Source organism: Cellulomonas sp. NEAU-ZC6 (genome assembly GCF_056844425.1).
On record NZ_JBXFYH010000003.1, the window covers coordinates 438,463 to 457,896 of the forward strand.

The window sequence follows — 19,434 nt, forward strand, 5'->3', positions numbered from 1 at the left end:
GCGCCGCCGATGACGGAGCCCGCCGCCCAGGCGTTCCAGGTCGACCTGCACGGCGTCGTCGACCTGCTCGCCCGGCACCTGTACTCCGGCCCCCGCGTCTACGTGCGGGAGCTGCTGCAGAACGGCGTCGACGCGATCACCGCGCGCCGCGCGCTGGACCCGGCGTGCCCGGCGACGGTGCGGCTGCGGCCGCTCGCCGACGGCTCGCTGCTGGTGGTCGACTCCGGCGTCGGGCTGACCCGCGCCGAGGCCGAGGAGCTGCTGGCGACCGTCGGGCGGTCGTCCAAGCGCGACCTCGACCTGGGGCTCGGGCGCGAGGAGTTCCTCGGGCAGTTCGGCATCGGGCTGCTGTCGGCGTTCATGGTGGCCGACCGGATCGAGCTGGTGTCGCGGTCCGCCCGCGACCCCGAGGCGCCGGCGGTGCGCTGGCGCGGGCACGCCGACGGGTCGTACGACCTGGTCGAGCTGCCCGGTGCCGACCTGCCCGCGGGCAGCACCGTCCGGCTGCGCCCGCGGCGCGACATGGAGCACTGGCTCGCGGGGGAGACGGTCGCGGCGCTCGCGGCGGAGTTCGGCTCCCTGCTGGGCGTGGACGTGGCGGTCGAGGTCCCGCTGGCGCCCGGCGCGCCGGGCGACGCCGCCGACCTGCCTGCGGACCTGCCCGCCGACGGCACGCCCCGTCCCGGGCACGCCTGGCGCCGGGTGTCGACGCCGGAGCCCCCGTGGGCCCGGACCTACCCGGACGAGGCGGCACGCGCCCGGGCGCTGGCGCGGTACTGCGAGGAGACCTTCGGGTTCACGCCGCTCGCGCACGTCGACCTGGCGGTGCCGCTGGCGGGCGTCTCCGGCGTGGCGTTCGTGCTGCCGGCCGCGGTGCCGCCGGGCGGCGGCGGCTCGCACCGCGTCTACCTCAAGCGGATGCTGCTCGGCTCCCGGGTCGAGGGCCTGCTGCCCGAGTGGGCGTTCTTCGTCCGCTGCGTGATCGACGCCTCCGGCCTGCGACCGACCGCCTCCCGCGAGCAGCTGTACACGGACGAGGTGCTGCTGGCCACGCAGGAGGCGCTCGCGGGCGCGGTCCGGTCCTGGACGCTGCGCACGCTCGAGTCGTCCACGACGCTCGCCCGGCAGTTCGTGAGCACCCACCACCTCGCGGTGCGCTCGCTCGCGCTGACCGACGACACGATGCTCGACCTCGCGGCCCGGATCCTGCCGTACGAGACGACCGACGGGACCCTCACGCTGGCGGAGGTCGCCGAGCAGCACGGCCGGGTCGTGTACGCGCCGACGCTCGAGGAGTACCGCCGGATCGCGCCGGTGGCTCGCGCCCAGGGCATCGCCGTGGTGAACGCCGGCTACGTGTACGACGCCGACCTGCTCGCCCGGCTCGTCGCGCGCGGCGGGGCGTCGCTGGGCGAGGTGCGCCCGCTCGGGGCAGGGGACATCGCCCAGGTGCTGGCGCCGGTCACGCCGGAGCGCGAGCTGGCCACCCTGGACGCGGTGCGCGCCGGCGGCGAGGTGCTGCGGCCGCTGGACACCGAGCTGGTGCTGCGCACGTTCGAGCCCGCCGAGCTGCCCGCCGTGCTGCTGCACGACCGGGACGGCGACCACCAGCGCGACCTGCAGGCCGCGATGGCCGAGGCCGACGACGTCTGGGGCGACGTGCTCGCCGGGTTCGCCGAGCCCGCCGTGGCCCGGCAGCTGGTGCTGAACGACGCCAGCCCGCTGGTGCGCGAGCTGCTCGCGGCCCCGCCCGGCACGGTGTCGGCCGCGGGGCTGCGGTCGCTGTACGTCTCGGCGCTGCTGCTCTCCGGCGAGCCGCTGCGGGCACGGGACGCCGAGCTGATGACCGGCTCGATGGCCGTGCTGCTGCGCGCGGGCCTGCGCGGAACCGCCGGCACCGACGAGCGTGCCGACGGCGCGATCGACCACGACGACGAGGAGCACGCGTGAGCCGCACGCTGGACGAGGCCAACCGCGAGATCAGCCGGGTGCGGCAGATGCCCTACGGGGCGGCGCGCACCCAGGCCGCCGAGCGGCAGGTCCGGCTGGTCGACGCCGAGGGCCCGGACGCGGCACGGGCGTTCGCGCTCGGCACGCTGGTCGAGGCGTACCAGTGGGGCGGCGAGGTCGACCGCTCGTTCGTGGCGTTCGCCCGGCTGCTGCGGTGGTGGGACGAGCACCCCGAGCACTTCGACGCCCACGACCGGCACGGCCTGTTCTGGTCGTTCAAGTGGATGATCAGCGGTCTCGCGGACTTCCCGACCGTCCCGGCCGAGCAGATCGACCGCACGCTCGCCGACATGGAGCGCCGGTTCGCGCTGGCGGGCAACGGGATGGACGCCGTCGCGTACGAGCGGTTCGCCTGGGCCCGGCAGCGCGGGTTGCCCGAGGCCGAGGCCGCGTACCAGACCTGGATCGCCACGCCGCGCGACGACTACTCCCAGTGCGAGGCGTGCGACCCGGGCGACCGCGCCGCGTGGCTGCTCGCGACCGGTCGGGCCGAGGAGGGCGTGCGGCTGATCGAGCGGACCCTCACCGCGGACCCCTCCTGCGCGTCCGAGCCCGCCGACATGCTGTCGTACCTCGCGGAGGCCTACCTCGACGCCGGTCGCACGCAGGACGCCGCGCGGACGCACCGCCGGGCCGTCGCGGCGCTGGCCGAGGCCGAGTCCGACATGGTCGGCGCCCGCGGCCGCCGCGCGAGGCTGCTGGCCCGCGGGGGGCAGGTGGACCGCGCGCTGCGCGCCGTCGAGGACGACCAGCAGTACCTGACCGGCGGGGACACCCCGTACTCGCGGCTCGCGTTCGCGCGGCTGGTCGGCGCCGCCACGCACGTGCTGCGCAGCGGCGGGCACGGCGACCGGGAGGTGCGCCTCACCGCGGTCCCCGCGACGACGGTCGCCGAGCTCGACGACTGGCTGCGCGCGCAGGCGGACACGCTCGCCGCGCAGTTCGACGCCCGCAACGGGACCACCGCGGAGAGCGAGGCGGTGGCGCGGGCCTGGGCCACCGAGGCGGCCGCGCACCGGCTGGACCTGGACGTGCTCCCACGCGGGCTGGGCGGGGGACCGGTGCCGAGCGTGCCATCGGTGCCGTCGCTCCAGGCCGCCGCGGCGGCTCACGGCGCGGCCCCGGCGAGCGCACCGGGGACCGCCCGCCGCGCCGCGGCCCCGGACCCCGCCGAGCTCGCCGCGGAGGCCGAGCGCCTGTCGTCGGCGGGTGACGCCGAGTCCGCCGCCGGCGTCTACCTGGACGCGGCCGTCGCGTTCGAGGGCGCGGGCTTGCTCACGGAGTCCGGGTACGCCTACGCGGAGGCGGCGCACTGCGCCCAGGTGCTCGGGGACGACGACGGGGCCGCCGCCGGCTACGCCGCCGCCGTGGCGCGGATGCAGGCCGGGGGCGTCGACGCGCCGTCGCTCGCACCGGTGGTCGCCGCGTGGGCGCGCGCCGCCGCGGCGACCGGGGACGCCGGGTCCGTGCTGGCCCAGGCCGACGCGCTGGTCACCCGGCTGGGGGTCGCCGGGGACGCGTCCGACCGGGCACCCGAGCTGGTCGCCCGGGACCAGGCCGCGGCGCGGCGTGCCCTCGCCGACCTGGAGGACGCCGCCGCCCGGCTGCTCGCGACGCTCGGCGGGCCGGAGCGCGCGGCCGCGGCGGCGACCCGCGCGCAGACCGCAGCCGAGGCGTACGCCGGCGTCGGGGCGGTGGCCGACGCGGCGCACGCCTTCTGGCTCGCCGGCCGGCTGCACGACGCCCTCGGGCACGTGGACGAGGCCGTCTGGCACCTCGAGTCGGCCATGGAGGGCTTCGCCGCGGCGCGGCAGCGCGACCCGCACGGCGAGGTGGCGAACGCGCTGGTCGACGTCCTGCGCCGCTCGGGCCAGGAAGCCCGCGCCGACGACCTGGCCCGCTCGCTGACGTCCTGACCCCCGCGCCGACGCCGAGAGGCGGGTGCGCGCCGAGATGGCAGTCCACGCCTGTGGCCCGAGCGCCCGGCACAGGCGAGGACTGCCATCTCGGCGATCGCGCGCAGGATCCGGCCCGGGGCGGGCCGCGTGCGGGACCCGGGGCGCGCGGGCGCTACGGTCAGGTGGTGAGCCTGGCCGTGGTGTTCGTGCCCGACACCGCGCTGCTGGTCCCCGGCGCGGGTGGCCTCGCCGACCCCGCCGCCGGGCTGCGGGCCGCGGCGCTCGCGGCGCTGGGCACCGCCGACGTGGACGGGCGCGTCCTCGTCGTCGCACCGGGTCGGCGCACCCGGGCGCTGAGGCACCCCGTCGGGCTCGGTCTCGGCGCCGCCGGGCTGGACCCCGGCCCCCTGGACGGCCGGGCCGGTCAGCGGCCCGGGGGACCGGGCACCGGTGCCCTCGACGGCCCGCCCGCCCGGCGCGCCGACGTCGCGGCGTCCACCGCCCTCGTCATGCTGCACGCCGCGGGGGTCCGCGCCCCGGTCGACGTGCACGAGGTCGACCGTGCCGACGGCGGCCCGGCGCCGGCGCGACCTTCCCTCGACGACCTCGGCCTGCTGGTCGTCGTCGGGTCCCTCAGCGCGCGGCACGGCCCGGACGCGCCGCTCGCCGACGACCCCCGCGCTCCGGCGGCCGACGCCGCGCTGCTGGCGGCGCTCGGCGACGGGCCCGCGGCGCTCGCGGCCGCGCTCGACCGGCTGGGCCCGGACGCCGCACGGGACCTCGCGATCTCCGGCGCGGGACCGTGGCGCGTGGCGCTGGGGCAGGTCCCGGACGGCGCCGTCGAGGTCACCACCCGGCACGCCGAGGTCCTGGCCGGCGCGCAGCACGCCGTCGTCGCCTGGACCGTCACGCCCGCCACCACGCCCGTCGCCACCCCCGGCGCCATCACCCGCACCGCACCCGAGGAGCCCCGTTGACCGTCGTCGTCGCCGTGGTCGGTCCGACCGCGACCGGCAAGTCCGACCTGGGGCTCGCCCTGGCCGAGCACCTCGACGGGGAGGTGGTGAACGCCGACGCCATGCAGCTGTACCGGGGCCTGGACATCGGCACCGCCAAGCTGACCCCGGCGGAGCGCCGGGGCGTGCCGCACCACCTGCTCGACGTGCTGGACCCGCACGAGGACGCCTCCGTCGCCGACTACCAGCGCGACGCCCGGGCCGCGATCGAGCAGATCGCCGCGCGCGGGCACCGCCCCGTGGCCGTCGGCGGCTCCGGCCTGTACGTCCGGGCGCTGCTGGACCGGATCGAGTTCCCGGGCACCGACCCGCAGGTCCGGGCCGCCCTCGAGGCGCGGGTCGAGGCCGAGGGGGCCCGGGCGCTGCACGCGGAGCTCGCGCGCCTGGACCCGGTCGCCGCCGAGGGCATCGGCCCGCGCAACGCCCGCCGGATCGTCCGCGCGCTGGAGGTGATCGCGCTGACCGGCGCGCCGTACTCCGCGAACCTGCCCGGGCACGACTACGAGGTCCCCGCCGTGCAGATCGGCCTGGACTGCGACCGGGCGGTGCTGGACGAGCGGGTCGAGGCCCGGGTGGACCGGATGTGGGCGGCGGGCCTCGTCGAGGAGGTGCGCGGCCTGGCCGGGCGGGGGATCGGGCGCACCGCGTCCCGCGCCGTCGGCTACGCCGAGGTGCTCGCGGCGCTGCGCGGCGAGCTGACCGAGGACGCGGCCCGCGCGCAGGTGGTCGCGGGCACCCGGCGGCTGGCACGCAAGCAGATGGGCTGGTTCGGGCGGGACCCGCGCGTGCACTGGCTGGACGCGCGCGACCCGGACCTGGTCGGGCGTGCGCTCGACCTGGTCGCCGCCGCGGACGCGGGCACCCTCGCCCCCGCCACGGACGACCCGGCGCCGCGCCGTAGTCTGGGGTCATGACCGCCCCCGCCACCGCGCCGCGCCCGGCGCCCGCCACCGCCGACGCCGCCCGTGCGCTGCGGGTGACCAAGGGCCACGGGACGCAGAACGACTTCGTGCTGCTCGACGGCCGGGACGGCACCGCCCTGGACGCGGACCTGGTGCGCGCGCTGGCCGACCGCCGGGCCGGTGTCGGCGGCGACGGCGTGATCCGGCTCGTCGCGAGCGCCGACCTGCCGGAGGGGGCGGCGGTGCTCGCCGTGGACCCGGCCGCCGAGTGGTTCATGGACTACCGCAACGCGGACGGCTCGATCGCCGAGATGTGCGGCAACGGCGTGCGCGTCGTGGCCGCGTACGCGCAGGCGCTCGGGCTGTGGGACCCCGCCCGGGGCGAGCTCGTGCTCGGCACCCGCGCCGGCGTGCGCCGGGTGCGCGCGGTCGCCGGCCCGGCCGGCGAGGCCTGGTACGCCGTCGACATGGGTCCGTGGCACCTGCCCGGCGGGCCCGAGGCGGCCGCCGCCGGGTTCGACGCGGAGGTCGACGTGGCCGGTCTGGACGTGGTGCGCCCCGCGCTGAGCGTCGACGTGGGCAACCCGCACACGGTGCTGGCGCTGCCCGGGGCCGCCGAGCTCGCCGCCGCCGACCTGACCCGTGCCCCCCGGGTGCAGCCCGTGCCGCCGCACGGCACCAACGTCGAGCTGGTGGTCCCGCTCGGCGAGGAGCGCGCGGCCGACGGCACGGTGCTGGGCCGGGCGCGGATGCGCGTGCACGAGCGCGGCGTGGGGGAGACGCGGTCCTGCGGCACCGGCGCGTGCGCTGCGGCGCTCGCCGTGCGGGCGTGGGCCGGCCCCGAGGCGCCGGACGTCTGGCTGGTCGACGTGCCGGGCGGCACCGTCCGGGTCGCGGTCCTGCCCGACGGGCACGTGGAGCTCGCCGGGCCGGCCGTCCTGCTGGCCGACCTCGACGTCGACCTGGACGCGCTGGGCACGCTCGGCGCACCGGGCGCCTGATCCGGGAACAGCGGGACCCGCCGCGGGCGTTGTGCCCGTCGTGACCCCCGACGCCCCCCTCGACGCCGCCGCGCTGCGCCAGCCGCTGGGCGCGTCGGCGACGTTCGTCCAGTTCTCCTCCGGCTTCTGCGCGCCGTGCCGGGCGACCCGCCGGGTGCTGGAGCGGGTCGTGGCGACCACGGACGGCGTCGCGCACGTCGAGGTCGACGTCGCGCACCGCGCCGACCTGGCGACCCGGTTCGCGATCACCGAGACGCCGACGGTCGTCGTGCTCGACGCGGCGGGCGCACCGGTGGCACGCGCCACCGGCGTGCCGAGCCTGGCCCAGGCCCGCGCGGCCGTGGGCGCGGTCGGCTGAGGCGCCCTCAGGCCCGGACGACCCGCAGCACCCGGAACCCGCGGTCCGTGGCGACCCGGTCGACCTGGGCCGTCCCGGCCAGCTCGGTGGCCAGCCAGCGCAGCAGCGAGTCGGACCCGAGGTTCTTCGCGACCACCAGGTACGCCTCGCCGCCCGGCAGCAGGCGGTGCAGCCACTGCCGGAGCATCGCGTGCAGCGTCTCCTTGCCCACGCGGATCGGCGGGTTCGACCAGATCGCGGCGAACCGCACGTCGTCGGGCACGTCCTCCGGGCGCACCGCGCGCAGGTGCCCGAGCCCCAGGCGCGCGGCGTTGCGCCGGGTCAGGTCGAGGGCGCGCTCGTTGACGTCGACCGCCCACACCGGCGCGTGCGGGGCGAGCAGACCCAGGCTGAGGGCGACCGGGCCCCAGCCGCAGCCGAGGTCGAGCAGCGGCCCGTCCGGCGGCGGCTGCGGGACGTGCCGGAGCAGCACCTCGGTGCCGCCGTCCAGGTGGTCGGGGGAGAACACGCCGCCGGCGGTCTCGACCTCGACGTCCTGGCCGGCCAGGTGCACGGCGCGCGTGCGGCGCTCGTCGGGGGAGGCGGGCTCCGCGGTGAAGTAGTGCTCGGTGCCGGTCACGCCCGCGACCCTACCGGGGCGTCCGCCGGTGGCGAATTGCCTCGCGCCCGGCCTCGCGGCGCGCGACACTGGGACCCGGACGGCACCGACGCCCGCCCGGAGATCGACCCGAGAAGGAACCTCTTGAACGAGCCCCAGGACCCCACGACGCGCGAGCAGGACGCCCCCGAGGAGACCGAGGTGGACGCGCAGCAGGCCGCGCGGCACGCCCAGCGGGTCGCCGACGACGTCGTGGCACGCGTGCTCGCGCGGGCGGGCACGGCGGTGCACGACGGCGACACCGTCCACACGTCGTACGACGGCGATCAGCTGGACCTCGAGGAGCGCACCTCGCTGCGTCGCGTGGCCGGGCTGTCGACCGAGCTGCAGGACGTCACCGAGGTCGAGTACCGGCAGCTGCGCCTGGAGCGCGTCGTGCTGGTCGGCCTCTGGGGCCCGCTCGGCACCACCCAGCAGACGGCCGAGATCTCGCTGCGCGAGCTCGCGGCGCTGGCGGAGACCGCGGGCTCCGAGGTGCTGGACGGCCTGCTGCAGCGCCGGCAGAACCCGGACCCCGGCACGTACCTCGGCTCCGGCAAGGCCGCGGAGCTGGCGGGCCTCGTCGCGGCGGTCGGCGCCGACACCGTGATCGTCGACGGCGAGCTCGCCCCGTCCCAGCGCCGTGCGCTGGAGGACGTGGTGCGGGTCAAGGTCGTCGACCGCACGGCGCTGATCCTCGACATCTTCGCCCAGCACGCCAAGTCCCGTGAGGGCAAGGCCCAGGTCGAGCTGGCGCAGCTGGAGTACCTGCTGCCGCGCCTGCGCGGCTGGGGCGAGTCGATGTCCCGGCAGGCCGGTGGCCAGGTCGGCGGCGCCGGTGCGGGCATGGGCTCGCGCGGACCCGGTGAGACCAAGATCGAGCTGGACCGCCGGCGCATCCGCGACCGGATGGCCAAGCTGCGCCGGGAGATCGCCGCGATGGAGCCCGCGCGGTTGACCAAGCGCGCGTCCCGGAAGAAGAACGCGATCCCGTCGGTCGCGATCGCCGGGTACACCAACGCGGGCAAGTCCTCGCTGCTCAACCGGCTCACCGACGCGGGCGTCCTGGTGGAGAACGCGCTGTTCGCCACGCTGGACCCGACCGTCCGGCGCGCGCAGGCCGCGGACGGCCGCGTGTACACGCTGGCCGACACGGTGGGCTTCGTCCGGAACCTGCCGCACCAGCTGGTCGAGGCGTTCCGCTCGACGCTGGAGGAGGTCGCGGACGCGGACCTTGTGCTGCACGTGGTCGACGCCTCGCACCCGGACCCCGAGGGCCAGATCGCGGCGGTGCGGCACGTGTTCGCGGACATCCCCGGCGCCATGGACGTGCCCGAGATCATCATCCTCAACAAGGCCGACCTGGCGGAGCCGGAGGCGCTCGCGCGGCTGCGGTCCCGCGAGCACGGTGCGGTGGTGGTCTCGGCGCACACCGGCGAGGGCATCGAGCAGCTGCAGGCCGTCATCGCGGACCAGCTGCCCCGCCCGGGGGTGAGCGTCGACGTCGTGATCCCGTACGACCGCGGCGACCTGGTGCACCGGGTGCACGAGTCGGGCGAGATCGACCTCGAGGAGCACACGCCGCAGGGCACCGCGCTGCGCGGCCGCGTGGACGAGGGCCTCGCCACGGAGCTCGCGGCGGCGGCCGTCGAGGTGCGCTAGGGGTCGCCGGACCCGACTACCCTGTCCGGGTGCCCGATCCCGCTCCCGACGTCGACCACCTGCTCGACGTGGCGGTCGCGGCGCTCGGCGGGTCGCCCCGCGAGGGGCAGCGCCGGATGGCCCGCGAGGTCGCCGAGGCGATCGAGAAGGGCGAGCACCTCATGGTGCAGGCCGGCACCGGTACCGGGAAGTCGCTCGGCTACCTGGTGCCGTCGGTCCGGCACGCCGTCCTGAAGGACGAGCGCGTGGTCGTCTCGACCGCCACGCTCGCCCTGCAGCGGCAGGTGATGACCCGGGACCTGCCGCTGGTCGCCGACGCGCTCGCCCCCGAGCTGCCGCGCGCCCCGCGGGTCGCGCTGCTCAAGGGCTGGCACAACTACGTCTGCGTGCACAAGACGTCGGGCGGCTACCCGCCGGACGACCAGGGGATGCTGTTCGACCTCGGGGACCGCGGGGCGGCCGAGCACCCGTCGCCGACCGAGCCCGCCGGGGGCGCCGAGGGCGCCGACGGCGCCGTCCCCGAGAAGGAGGCGCTCGGCGCCCAGGTGGTCCGGCTGCGCGAGTGGGCGGACAGCACGGACACGGGCGACCGGGACGACCTGGTGCCGGGAGTCGGCGACCGCGCCTGGCGGCAGGTGTCGGTCACCTCGCTGGAGTGCCTCGGGCAGAAGTGCCCGCTGCTGGAGGAGTGCTTCCCCGAGCGCGCGAAGGCCGCCGCCCGGTCCGCCGACGTCGTGGTCACCAACCACGCGATGCTCGGCATCGCCGCGTCCGGGTCGACGCACGTGCTGCCCGAGCACGACGTGCTGGTGGTCGACGAGGCGCACGAGCTCGCCGACCGCGTCACCGCGCAGTCGACGGCCGAGCTGTCGGTCGGCTCCGTCGAGCACGCCGGCCGGATGGCCCGCCGGCACGGCGGCATCACCACCACCGAGCTCGACGGCGCGGCGGCCGCGCTCGGTGCCGCCCTGATCCACCTGCCCGAGGGCCGGTTCACCCACGGGCTGCCCGACGGCACCCGCCAGGCCGTCGCGATGGTGCGGGACGCCGCCCGCGGGCTGCTGTCGGACCTGCGTCCGGAGAAGCCCGCGGCGGGCGAGGCCGCGCCGGCGGACTCCGGCCTGAAGATCGCCAGCTCCGCCGTCCTCGCGCTGTTCGAGGTCGCCGAGCGGATGGCCGCCGGGCCCGACGAGCAGCGGTACACGGTGCTGTGGTGCTCCCGCGGCGAGCGGGACGGCGCCACCCGGCTGTACGCGGCGCCCCTGGCCGTGAACGGCCTGATCCGCACGAACCTGCTGACCGGACGGGCGTCCGTGCTCACCTCGGCCACCCTGAGCCTGGGCGGCGAGTTCCGGGCGATGGCGCGCAGCATCGGTCTGGAGGGGGCGGCGGAGGCGGCCGCGGCGACGGCGTCGGCGGCCACCGTGGCGGTCGCGGCGCCCGGCGGCAGCGAGGGCACGTCCGACGCGCTCGACGTGCCGGTGCCGGCCCCGTCCTCGGGGACCGCCACGACGACCCTGCCCTGGCACGGGGTGGACGTCGGCAGCCCGTTCGACTACCCCCGGCAGGGGATCCTGTACATCGCGCGGCGTCTGCCGCCGCCCGGCCGCGAGCCCGCCACCGACGCCCAGCTGGACGAGATCGAGGCGCTCGTGACCGCGGCGGGCGGGCGCACGCTCGGGCTGTTCTCCTCCCGGCGCGCGGCGGTGGCCGTGGCGGAGGCGATGCGCGAGCGGCTGGACGTCCCGGTGCTGGTGCAGGGCGAGGACCAGCTGCCGACCCTCGTGCGGCAGTTCGCCGAGGACGAGGCGACCTGCCTGTTCGGCACGCTGTCGCTGTGGCAGGGGGTCGACGTCCCGGGCCGGGCCAACCAGCTGGTCATCATCGACCGGATCCCGTTCCCGCGCCCGGACGACCCGGTCAAGTCGGCCCGCTCGGAGGCGGTCGCGGCCTCGGGCGGCAACGGGTTCATGTCGGTCGCCGCCACGCACGCCGCGCTGCTGCTGGCCCAGGGCGCGGGCCGGCTGATCCGCTCGACGTCGGACCGCGGCGTGGTCGCGGTGCTGGACCCGCGGCTGTCCACCGCCCGGTACGGCGAGTACCTGGCCCGGTCGCTGCCGGCGTTCTGGCGCACCACCGACCGGGAGGTCGCGCTCGGCGCCCTGCGGCGGCTCGCGGAGACCCCGTCGGCCTGACGCGCTAGCCTCGTGACCAGCGCGCCGACCGGGGCGCGGGCAACGAAGGGGACCGCTGTGAGCGAGCAGGTAGACGACGTCGAGGGCGACGAGCTCGGACTGACCGGCACCGCGGTGGCGCCCCGGCGCACCACCAAGCTGGCCGTGGTCGGCGCGGGCGCCGTCGGGTCCACGATGGCCTACGCGGCGCTCATGCGGGGCGCCGCGCGGAGCGTCGTCCTGTACGACATCAACAAGGCCAAGGTGGAGGCCGAGGCGCTCGACCTGGGGCACGGCATCCAGTTCATGCCGATGGCCGAGGTGATCGGCTCGGACGACATCGCCGCCTGCGCCGACGCCGACGTCGTCATGGTCACGGCGGGCGCCAAGCAGAAGCCGGGGCAGACCCGGATCGACCTGGCCGAGGCGACCATCTCGCTGGTCAAGAAGATCCTGCCGTCGCTCGTCGAGGTCGCCCCGAACGCCGTCTACGTGATGGTGACCAACCCGGTGGACATCGTCACCTACGCGGCGCTGAAGGTCTCCGGCCTGCCTCCCACGCAGCTGTTCGGGTCCGGCACGGTGCTGGACTCCTCGCGGCTGCGCTACCTGATCGCGCAGTACACCGGCGTCGCGGTGCAGAACGTGCACGCGTACATCGCGGGCGAGCACGGCGACACCGAGCTGCCCCTGTGGTCGTCCGCGACCATCGGCGGCGTCCCGCTGCTGGACTGGAACGCCATCGAGGGGCACGTGCCGCTGACCCACGAGGTGCGCGAGTCGATCGCCCGCGAGGTCGTCGAGTCGGCCTACCGGATCATCGCCGGCAAGGGCGCCACCAACTACGCCGTGGCGCTGGCGGGCTCCCGGATCATCGAGGCGATCGTCAAGGACGAGCGCCGCATCCTCCCCGTGTCCTCGCTGCTGGAGGGCTACCACGGCATCAGCGACGTCTGCCTGTCCGTGCCGTCGGTGGTCGGGCGCTCGGGCGTCGGCGAGCGGCTGCAGGTGCCGCTGTCCACGGACGAGCTGGCCGGGCTGCGGCGCTCGGGCGAGCAGCTGCGCGCGGTCGCCCGCCGGTTCGGCCTCTGACGTCCGTCAGGTCGCGTCGGCCGGCTCGCCGCGTCGTGCGCGGGCCGGCCGGACGTGCGGCTGCCCCGGCCCGGCCAGGGCCGCGGCGGCCCGCTGCAGCGCCTCGAGCGCGGCGGCGACCGCCGGGATCCGGGTGGCGCCCGGCGCGGTGACCGCCTCGACCACGCGGGCGGTCCCGGGCCGCGCCGGGTGCACGGTCACGCCCGGGTGCGGCAGCGCGGCGAGCGCCAGGCCCGGCAGAGTCGCGACGCCGAGCCCCGCGCGGACCAGGCTGAGCACGGCGGGGTAGTCGTCGGTGGCGAAGTCCACCCGCGGGGCGAACCCGGCCCGGGCGCAGGTGCCGACCAGCTGCGCCCGGCACTGCGGGCAGCCGGCGATCCACGGCCGGTCGGCCAGGTGAGCGAGCTCCACCGGCGATCCCGGCTCGCGGCCGTCCGCGGCCGGCAGGACGACCAGCACCTCGTCGCGCAGCAGCGGCACCCGGTGCAGCGGCGCCCGGTGGTCCGGGCGGTCGAGCCCGGCGGGGGCCCCGGCCTCGCGGAACGTCAGCGCGAGGTCGACCCGCCCCGCGGCCAGCTCGGCCAGGGCCTCCGGCGGCTCCGCCTCGGCGAACGTCGCCCCCAGGCCGGGGTGCTCCTCGCGCAGCGCGGCCAGCGCGGCGGGCAGCAGCGTCGCGGCGGCGGAGGGGAAGGCGGCGACCCGGACCCGGCCCGCCCGCAGGCTGGCCACGGCCGCGACCTCCTCCAGCGTCGCGTCCAGCGCCTGCTGCACCGCCGCCGCGTTCCGTGCCAGAACCAGCCCGGCATCCGTCAGGCGCACGCCGCGCCCCGCACGCAGCACGACCGGTGTGCCGATCGTCCGCTCGACCGCGCGCAGCTGCTGGCTCGCCGCGGGCTGGGTGAGGCCCAGCGCCCGGGCCGCGGCGGTGACGCTGCCCGTCTCGTGCACGGTGCGGACCAGGCGGAGCGCGGCGGCGTCGAGCGTGCGGGGCATGCCCGAACGATAAGCCCCGTGCATGCGTCGGGAACGGACTGGCCGTTGCACGCATGGGCCGCGGGCGACGACCGTAGGGGCATGCGCTCCCTCGACGACCTCCGCCGCGAGTTCGACCCCGCACCCGGGTACCTGAACGCCGCCACCGCCGGGGTCGCCCCGCGGCGCACGGTGCAGGCGCTGCGGGCGGACCTGGACCGGTGGGGCGGTGGCGGCATCGACGTGCCCCGCTACGAGGCCGCGGTCGCGGCGGCGCGCAGCCGGTTCGCCGCGCTCGTCGGTGTGACGGCGGACCGGGTCGCCATCGGGTCCCAGGTGTCGGCCATGGCGTCGGTCGTCGCGGCCTCGCTCCCGGACGGCGCCCGGGTGGTCTGCGTGGCCGGCGACTTCAGCTCGGTGGTGTTCCCGTTCCTCGCGCAGGGGCCCCGGCTGGAGGTCCGGCACGTCCCCGCCGACCGCCTGGCCGCGGAGGTGCTGGCGGGCGCCGACCTGGTCGCCTACTCCCTGGTGCAGTCGGCCACGGGCGCGGTGCTGGACGACGACGCGGTCCTGGCCGCGGCCCGGGCGGTCGGGGCCCGCACGCTGTGCGACCTCACCCAGGCGGCGGGCTGGCTCCGGGTGGACGCCGGCCGGTACGACGTCAGCGTCACCGCGGCGTACAAGTGGTTGTGCGCGCCGCGCGGCACGGGGTTCCTGACCGTCCGCGAGCAGGTCCAGGAGGCCCTGCTGCCGACCCAGGCCGGCTGGTACGCCGGCGACGACCCCTGGGCGTCGTGCTACGGGCCGCAGATGCGACTGGCGGGCGACGCGCGGCGGTTCGACGTCTCGCCCGCCTGGCAGGCCTGGCTCGGGGCGGCCGAGTCGCTGGCCGCCTTCGACGGGGTCGACCCCGACGCGGTGCAGGCGCACGCCGTCGGGCTGGCGGACGCGTTCCGCGCCGGGCTCGGCCTCGCGCCGGGCGGCAGCGCGATCGTCACCCTGCCCGACCCGGACGGCGCCCTGCGGGCGGACCTGGAGCGCGCCGGCTGCCGCGTCGCCGGGCGGGCCGGCCGGGTGCGGCTGGCGTTCCACGCCTGGAACGACGCCGCCGACGTCGACGGCGCCCTGGCCGCGCTGGCCGCGCTGGCCGCACGGACGGTGCCCGCGCCCGGGACCTGACCGGGCCCCGGGACGTGCCCCGGGGCGCGGCGCGCGGCGCGCCCCGGCCGCGGGTCAGAGGCTGCGGAGCACGGAGACGACGCGGCCGAGCACCTCGGCGTGGTCGCCGTCGATCGGGGAGTACGCGGCGTTCTGCGGCAGCAGCCACACGTGCCCGTCCGCGCGCTTGAGCGTCTTCACGGTGGCCTCGCCGTCCAGCATCGCGGCGACGATCTCGCCGTTCTCGGCGACGGGCTGGCGGCGGACGACCACCCAGTCCCCGTCGCAGATCGCGGCCTCGATCATCGAGTCCCCGACCACCTTGAGCAGGAAGAGCTCACCGGCGCCGACCAGCTGGCGGGGGAGCGGGAACACGTCCTCGACCAGCTGCTCGGCGAGGATCGGCCCGCCGGCGGCGATGCGGCCGACCACGGGCACGTAGGCCGCCTCGGGCGCGCCGTCGCGCGCCGCGGAGTCCTCGTCGCCGATGCCGAGCGCGCCGGGCAGCGTGGCGACCCCGCGGGAGTCGTCGGGCTGGACGACCTCGATCGCGCGCGGCCGGTTGGGGTCGCGGCGCAGGAAGCCCTTGCGCTCCAGCGCGGTGAGCTGGTGCTTGACGCTGGACGGGCTGGTGAGGCCGACCGCGTCGCCGATCTCGCGCATGCTCGGCGGGTAGCCGCGCGACTCGACGGAGGCGCGCACCGTCTCGAGCACGAGCCGCTGGCGCGGCGTGAGGCCGTCGCCGTCCCCGAGGTCGACCACGGAGGCGCCCGTGGCCGCCGGGCCGGCTCCCGCCGTCGTGCCCGCCGCGGCGCCCGTTCCGTCGCTGGTCATGTCCGCTCCCGTCCGTCCGCCCTGGTCAGAGCGCCCACGCGTCCGTCGCGGGCGACCTGTCGGGCGGGCGTGTCAGTGCCTCGTGGTGCGCTGTACCCGACGTCGACGAGCGTAGGGCGCGGGGCCGGTGGTTTCAAACACCTGTTCGATCGTGTCTCGACATCGGCGGCGAGTCGTGGCAGCATCGTACAGACGTTCGAACGAACACACGTTCGACCGGGCCGCAGGGCGGCCCAGGAGGGAAGTGGTGGAGATGAGCGCGGTCGCAGCACACCCGGGGATCACCTCGGGGACCCGTGCAGGCTCCTTCCGTCCGGCGCGCCCGCAGGCGCCCGTCCGGCGCGACGGGGATGCGCGCCGGGCGGGGTCGGCGCCGCAGGGTCGGCTCCACCTGACCCGACGGGGCCGCGTCGTCGTGGTGCTCCTCGGCCTGGCGGTCGTGCTCGGCGGTGCCGTCGGCGGCCGCGCGGTCGCCGACGGTCCCGAGCGGGCGACCGAGGTGACGACCCACGCGGTGATGGCGGGCGAGACGCTGTGGCAGATCGCGTCGACGGTCGCCGCGCCCGGCGAGGACGTGCGGGACGTCGTCCGCTCGCTGCAGGACCTCAACGGGCTGGCCGACGGCTCGCTCCAGGCCGGCCAGGTGCTGGTGATCCCGGCGGACTGACCGCGGACTCCGCCCCGGACGGCCGCCCCGGTGGCACCACGGAGGTGCTGGTGAGGGCCACGGCGCCGGCTCACCGGATTACGACACTCGCTGCTTGCGTAATTGCGACGGCCGCCTCTAGTGTGGTGCCACCTCGAACGGCTGGCTGGGGGGCTCGCCACGAGGGACGCATCGTCGTCGTGGCTCTCGGGCCCGGCACGGAGGCGTGCAGCAACCGTCCGCGCGAGGCGAGTCGTCGCGGACGAGACGGGACGGGGGCGTCCCCACGAGGGTGGCCGCACCAGCGGCCACCCTCGTCGTCTGCCCGGCCTCGGTCGTGGCGCCGAGCCGTGTTGCGTCGTGGCGCGCGGGGGCCCTACCGTGTCCCGGTCGTCCGGACGGGCGCGGCGCAGCTGCCGTCGGCCCGCCGCGGCGACGACCCCCTTGGAGGAGGCGCCCCATGCACTGCCCGTTCTGCCGCCACGCCGACTCCCGCGTCGTCGACTCGCGCACCTCGGACGACGGTCTGTCCATCCGCCGGCGCCGGCAGTGCCCGCAGTGCAACCGCCGCTTCACCACGATCGAGACCGCCAGCCTGTCGGTCGTGAAGCGGTCCGGGGCGACCGAGCCGTTCAGCCGGGAGAAGATCGTCAACGGCGTCCGCAAGGCCTGCCAGGGCCGCCCGGTGAGCGACGACGACCTCGCCGTGCTGGCGCAGCGCGTCGAGGAGACGCTGCGCGCGAGCGGCAGCGCCGAGCTCGACGCCTACGAGATCGGGCTCGCGATCCTCGGCCCGCTGCGAGACCTGGACGAGGTCGCCTACCTGCGGTTCGCCAGCGTGTACCAGGCGTTCGACTCGCTGGACGACTTCGAGGCCGCCATCACCGTGCTCCGCGCGGAGAACGAGGTGGCCGACGCCGCCCGGCGCGCCGGCACGGACGCGGCCCCCGAGCCCGACGACGAGGACGGCGCGGGACCCGTCGCCTCCTGACGCCGCTGCGCGGGTCGCCCCACCGGTGCGGTCGGCGCGTACTACGGTCGAGTGCGTGATCCCAGCTGACCTCTCGCTCCTGCACGCACCCGGCACCCCCGCGCTCGCCCCCGACGGCTCGTTCGCCGTCGTGGCGCGTACCGCGCCCGACCTGGACTCCGACGAGTACACCGGCCAGCTCTGGCGGGTCGCGACCGACGCGTCCGCCCCGCCGGTCCGCCTCACGCGCGGCCACCGGGACTCCGACCCGCAGGTCTCGCCCGACGGGCGCTGGGTCGCGTTCCTGCGCGCGGAGCCGAAGGGCCGGCCGCAGCTGCACCTGGTCGAGGCCGCGGGCGGTGAGCCGGTGCGCCTGACCGACGCCCCGCTGGGCGTCCAGACCGCGCGGTTCTCGCCCGACGGCACCGTCCTGGCGTACCTCGCGCGCGTCCCCGACGAGGGCCGGTACACGGCGGATGGCGAGCCGGGGGCCGAGCGGCCGCGGCACATCACCGAGCTGCCCTACCGGCACGACGGCGTGGGCTTCACCCGGGACAAGCGGCGTCAGCTGTTCGTCGTCGACGTGCCGGCGGACCCGGCCGAGCGCGCCGTCGCCGCGGACGAGGACGTCGCGGCCGGGTCCCGTCAGGTCACCGCCGGCGACACCGACGTGGAGCAGGTCGCCTGGCTGCCCGGGGGCCGGTTCGTCGCCGCCGTGGCCGCCCGGCACGCCGCCAAGGACGCGGACCTGCGCAGCGACGCGGTCGTCGTGGACACGGCTCCCGACGCCGACCACGCGCTGCGCCCGCTGACGGACGCGGACGCCGGCAGCACGCTGGCCGTCGCCGCGGTGCTGCCGAGCCCCGACGGCACCGCGCTCTGGCTGCTGGCGCAGGACATGGGGCCGACCGGTCGCGACTTCGTCGCCCGGCAGACCGGCCTGTACCGGCTGCCGCTCACCACCGGCGACGGCGTGCCCGCGGCCGCCGGTGCGCCCACCCGGCTGACCGACGAGGAGGCCGTCGACCTCGACCCCGGCACCTTCGCGGTCACCGCGGACGGCGTCCTCGCCGGCGTGCTGCACCGCGGCACCGTCGTGCTGCGGGAGCACCGCGCCGACGGCTCCACCCGGGACCTCGTGGCCGGGACCGTCGCCGTGCACGGCGTCGCCGCCGCGGCCGCCGCCCCGGTCGCCGCGGTCACGGTCGCCGGACCGCTGACCTCGGGCGACCTGCACGCGGTCGACCTCGCCACGGGGGAGACCCGGGCGCTCACCGACTGGTCCGCCGCGCTGCGTGCCACGGGCCGGGTCCGCGAGCCGCGCGAGCTGACCGCGACGGCCCCGGACGGCTACCCGGTGCACGGCTGGGTCGTCACGCCGGACCCGGAGCGGTTCGCCGGACCGCACCCGACGATCCTGATGATCCACGGCGGCCCGTACGCGCAGTACACGGTCGCCCTGTTCGACGAGGTGCAGACCCTCGCCGAGGCGGGCTACGCGGTCGTGTACGGCAACCCGCGCGGCTCGGCCGGCTACGGCTCGGCGCACGGCTCGGCCATCCGGCACGGGTTCGGCACGGTGGACACCGACGACGTCCTGGCGCTGCTGGACGCCGCGCTGGAGGACCCGGCCCTGGACGGCGACCGCGTCGGCGTCATGGGCGGTTCGTACGGCGGCTACCTGACCGCGTGGCTGACCACCCGGACCGACCGGTTCGTCGGGGCGATCGTCGAGCGCGGGTTCCTCGACCCGGTCAGCTTCGTCGGGTCCAGCGACATCGGGTGGTTCTTCGGCCTGGAGTACCTGGGCGACGGCGACGACGAGGCATCCCGTGCCGCGGTGGCCGCGCAGTCGCCGATGGCGCACGTCGCGCAGGTGACGACCCCGACCCTGGTGATCCACTCCGAGCAGGACTGGCGCTGCCCCGTCGAGCAGGGCCAGCGCTGGTTCGTGGAGCTCAAGCGCCGCGGCGTGCCCGCCGAGCTGCTGCTGTTCCCGGGCGAGGGGCACGAGCTGACCCGCTCGGGCCGCCCGCAGCACCGCCTGGTCCGGTTCGAGCACGTGCTCGACTGGTGGAGCCGGACGCTCCCCGTCGCCTGAGCC

The 19,434-nt window shown here is 77.2% G+C and carries 16 protein-coding genes; 13 read left to right on the forward strand and 3 right to left on the reverse strand.

The genetic code is table 11. The annotated features are described in order from the left end of the window. The first annotated feature begins 9 nt into the window (after positions 1-9). The 6 genes from AC1050_RS15570 (at position 10) to AC1050_RS15595 (ending at position 7,185) form a co-directional block, all read left to right on the forward strand. Positions 10-1,950: an HSP90 family protein gene (locus tag AC1050_RS15570; protein WP_482388312.1), complete on the forward strand. Its 1,941-nt coding sequence runs from the start codon at positions 10-12 to the stop codon at positions 1,948-1,950. Further along, on the forward strand, positions 1,947-3,926 hold the full coding sequence (locus tag AC1050_RS15575; RefSeq protein ID WP_482388313.1) for a hypothetical protein: 1,980 nt from the start codon (positions 1,947-1,949) through the stop codon (positions 3,924-3,926). The genes AC1050_RS15570 and AC1050_RS15575 overlap by 4 nt, the downstream gene beginning before the upstream one ends. Before the next feature lie 167 nt (positions 3,927-4,093). Further along, a complete protein-coding gene (locus tag AC1050_RS15580; RefSeq protein ID WP_482388314.1) occupies positions 4,094-4,885 on the forward strand; it encodes a hypothetical protein in 792 nt (263 codons plus the stop codon). Further along, positions 4,882-5,838: a tRNA (adenosine(37)-N6)-dimethylallyltransferase MiaA gene (gene miaA / locus AC1050_RS15585; protein ID WP_482388315.1), complete on the forward strand. Its 957-nt coding sequence runs from the start codon at positions 4,882-4,884 to the stop codon at positions 5,836-5,838. Before AC1050_RS15580 ends, miaA begins: the two co-directional genes overlap by 4 nt. After that, complete coding sequence (gene dapF / locus AC1050_RS15590) at positions 5,835-6,827, forward strand: diaminopimelate epimerase (RefSeq protein WP_482388316.1); 993 nt, start codon at positions 5,835-5,837, stop codon at positions 6,825-6,827. The genes miaA and dapF overlap by 4 nt, the downstream gene beginning before the upstream one ends. Positions 6,828-6,867: 40 nt before the next feature. Further along, positions 6,868-7,185, forward strand: coding sequence for a thioredoxin family protein (locus AC1050_RS15595; RefSeq protein WP_482388317.1), 318 nt, complete (start codon positions 6,868-6,870; stop codon positions 7,183-7,185). 7 nt (positions 7,186-7,192) lie between these two features. Here AC1050_RS15595 and AC1050_RS15600 read toward each other — a convergent pair whose 3' ends face one another. Then, positions 7,193-7,804, reverse strand: a complete 612-nt coding sequence (locus tag AC1050_RS15600) for a class I SAM-dependent methyltransferase (protein WP_482388318.1) — start codon at positions 7,802-7,804, stop codon at positions 7,193-7,195. Positions 7,805-7,984: 180 nt separating this feature from the next. On the opposite strand from AC1050_RS15600, the gene hflX reads away from it, so the two are divergent. The 3 genes from hflX (at position 7,985) to AC1050_RS15615 (ending at position 12,750) form a co-directional block, all read left to right on the forward strand. Further along, positions 7,985-9,484: a GTPase HflX gene (hflX, locus tag AC1050_RS15605; protein ID WP_482388408.1), complete on the forward strand. Its 1,500-nt coding sequence runs from the start codon at positions 7,985-7,987 to the stop codon at positions 9,482-9,484. 29 nt (positions 9,485-9,513) lie between these two features. Continuing rightward, on the forward strand, positions 9,514-11,679 hold the full coding sequence (locus AC1050_RS15610; RefSeq protein ID WP_482388319.1) for an ATP-dependent DNA helicase: 2,166 nt from the start codon (positions 9,514-9,516) through the stop codon (positions 11,677-11,679). Between the two features lie 99 nt (positions 11,680-11,778). Next, entirely contained in the window at positions 11,779-12,750 is a 972-nt protein-coding gene (locus AC1050_RS15615; protein WP_482388409.1) for an L-lactate dehydrogenase, read from the forward strand. Between the two features lie 6 nt (positions 12,751-12,756). Here AC1050_RS15615 and AC1050_RS15620 read toward each other — a convergent pair whose 3' ends face one another. Then, the gene (locus tag AC1050_RS15620) at positions 12,757-13,743 is read right to left on the reverse strand and encodes a LysR family transcriptional regulator (protein WP_482388320.1); all 987 of its coding nucleotides are present in this window, start codon (positions 13,741-13,743) and stop codon (positions 12,757-12,759) included. Positions 13,744-13,824: 81 nt separating this feature from the next. Here AC1050_RS15620 and AC1050_RS15625 point away from each other — a divergent pair, with 81 nt between their 5' ends. Next, the gene (locus AC1050_RS15625; protein WP_482388321.1) at positions 13,825-14,901 is read left to right on the forward strand and encodes an aminotransferase class V-fold PLP-dependent enzyme; all 1,077 of its coding nucleotides are present in this window, start codon (positions 13,825-13,827) and stop codon (positions 14,899-14,901) included. 54 nt (positions 14,902-14,955) lie between these two features. Here AC1050_RS15625 and lexA read toward each other — a convergent pair whose 3' ends face one another. Then, positions 14,956-15,714, reverse strand: coding sequence for a transcriptional repressor LexA (gene lexA / locus AC1050_RS15630; protein ID WP_482388322.1), 759 nt, complete (start codon positions 15,712-15,714; stop codon positions 14,956-14,958). Between the two features lie 415 nt (positions 15,715-16,129). On the opposite strand from lexA, the gene AC1050_RS15635 reads away from it, so the two are divergent. From AC1050_RS15635 to AC1050_RS15645, 3 genes are all read left to right on the forward strand, one after another. Further along, positions 16,130-16,381 carry a LysM peptidoglycan-binding domain-containing protein gene (locus AC1050_RS15635; RefSeq protein WP_482388323.1) on the forward strand — a complete coding sequence of 84 codons (252 nt, stop codon included), beginning with the start codon at positions 16,130-16,132 and terminating at the stop codon, positions 16,379-16,381. A gap of 439 nt (positions 16,382-16,820) precedes the next feature. Then, the gene (gene nrdR / locus AC1050_RS15640; protein ID WP_482388324.1) at positions 16,821-17,351 is read left to right on the forward strand and encodes a transcriptional regulator NrdR; all 531 of its coding nucleotides are present in this window, start codon (positions 16,821-16,823) and stop codon (positions 17,349-17,351) included. Between the two features lie 55 nt (positions 17,352-17,406). Beyond that, positions 17,407-19,431, forward strand: coding sequence for a S9 family peptidase (locus AC1050_RS15645; RefSeq protein ID WP_482388325.1), 2,025 nt, complete (start codon positions 17,407-17,409; stop codon positions 19,429-19,431). Positions 19,432-19,434 lie beyond the last annotated feature (3 nt).

What these genes read in the sequence shown, in the direction of transcription:
- AC1050_RS15620 (WP_482388320.1), bottom strand. Translation starts at nt 13,743, where the DNA reads ATGCCCCGCACGCTCGACGCCGCCGCGCTCCGCCTGGTCCGCACCGTG.
- AC1050_RS15570 (WP_482388312.1), top strand. Translation starts at nt 10, where the DNA reads ATGACGGAGCCCGCCGCCCAGGCGTTCCAGGTCGACCTGCACGGCGTC.
- nrdR (WP_482388324.1), top strand. Translation starts at nt 16,821, where the DNA reads ATGCACTGCCCGTTCTGCCGCCACGCCGACTCCCGCGTCGTCGACTCG.
- lexA (WP_482388322.1), bottom strand. Translation starts at nt 15,714, where the DNA reads ATGACCAGCGACGGAACGGGCGCCGCGGCGGGCACGACGGCGGGAGCC.
- dapF (WP_482388316.1), top strand. Translation starts at nt 5,835, where the DNA reads ATGACCGCCCCCGCCACCGCGCCGCGCCCGGCGCCCGCCACCGCCGAC.
- AC1050_RS15625 (WP_482388321.1), top strand. Translation starts at nt 13,825, where the DNA reads ATGCGCTCCCTCGACGACCTCCGCCGCGAGTTCGACCCCGCACCCGGG.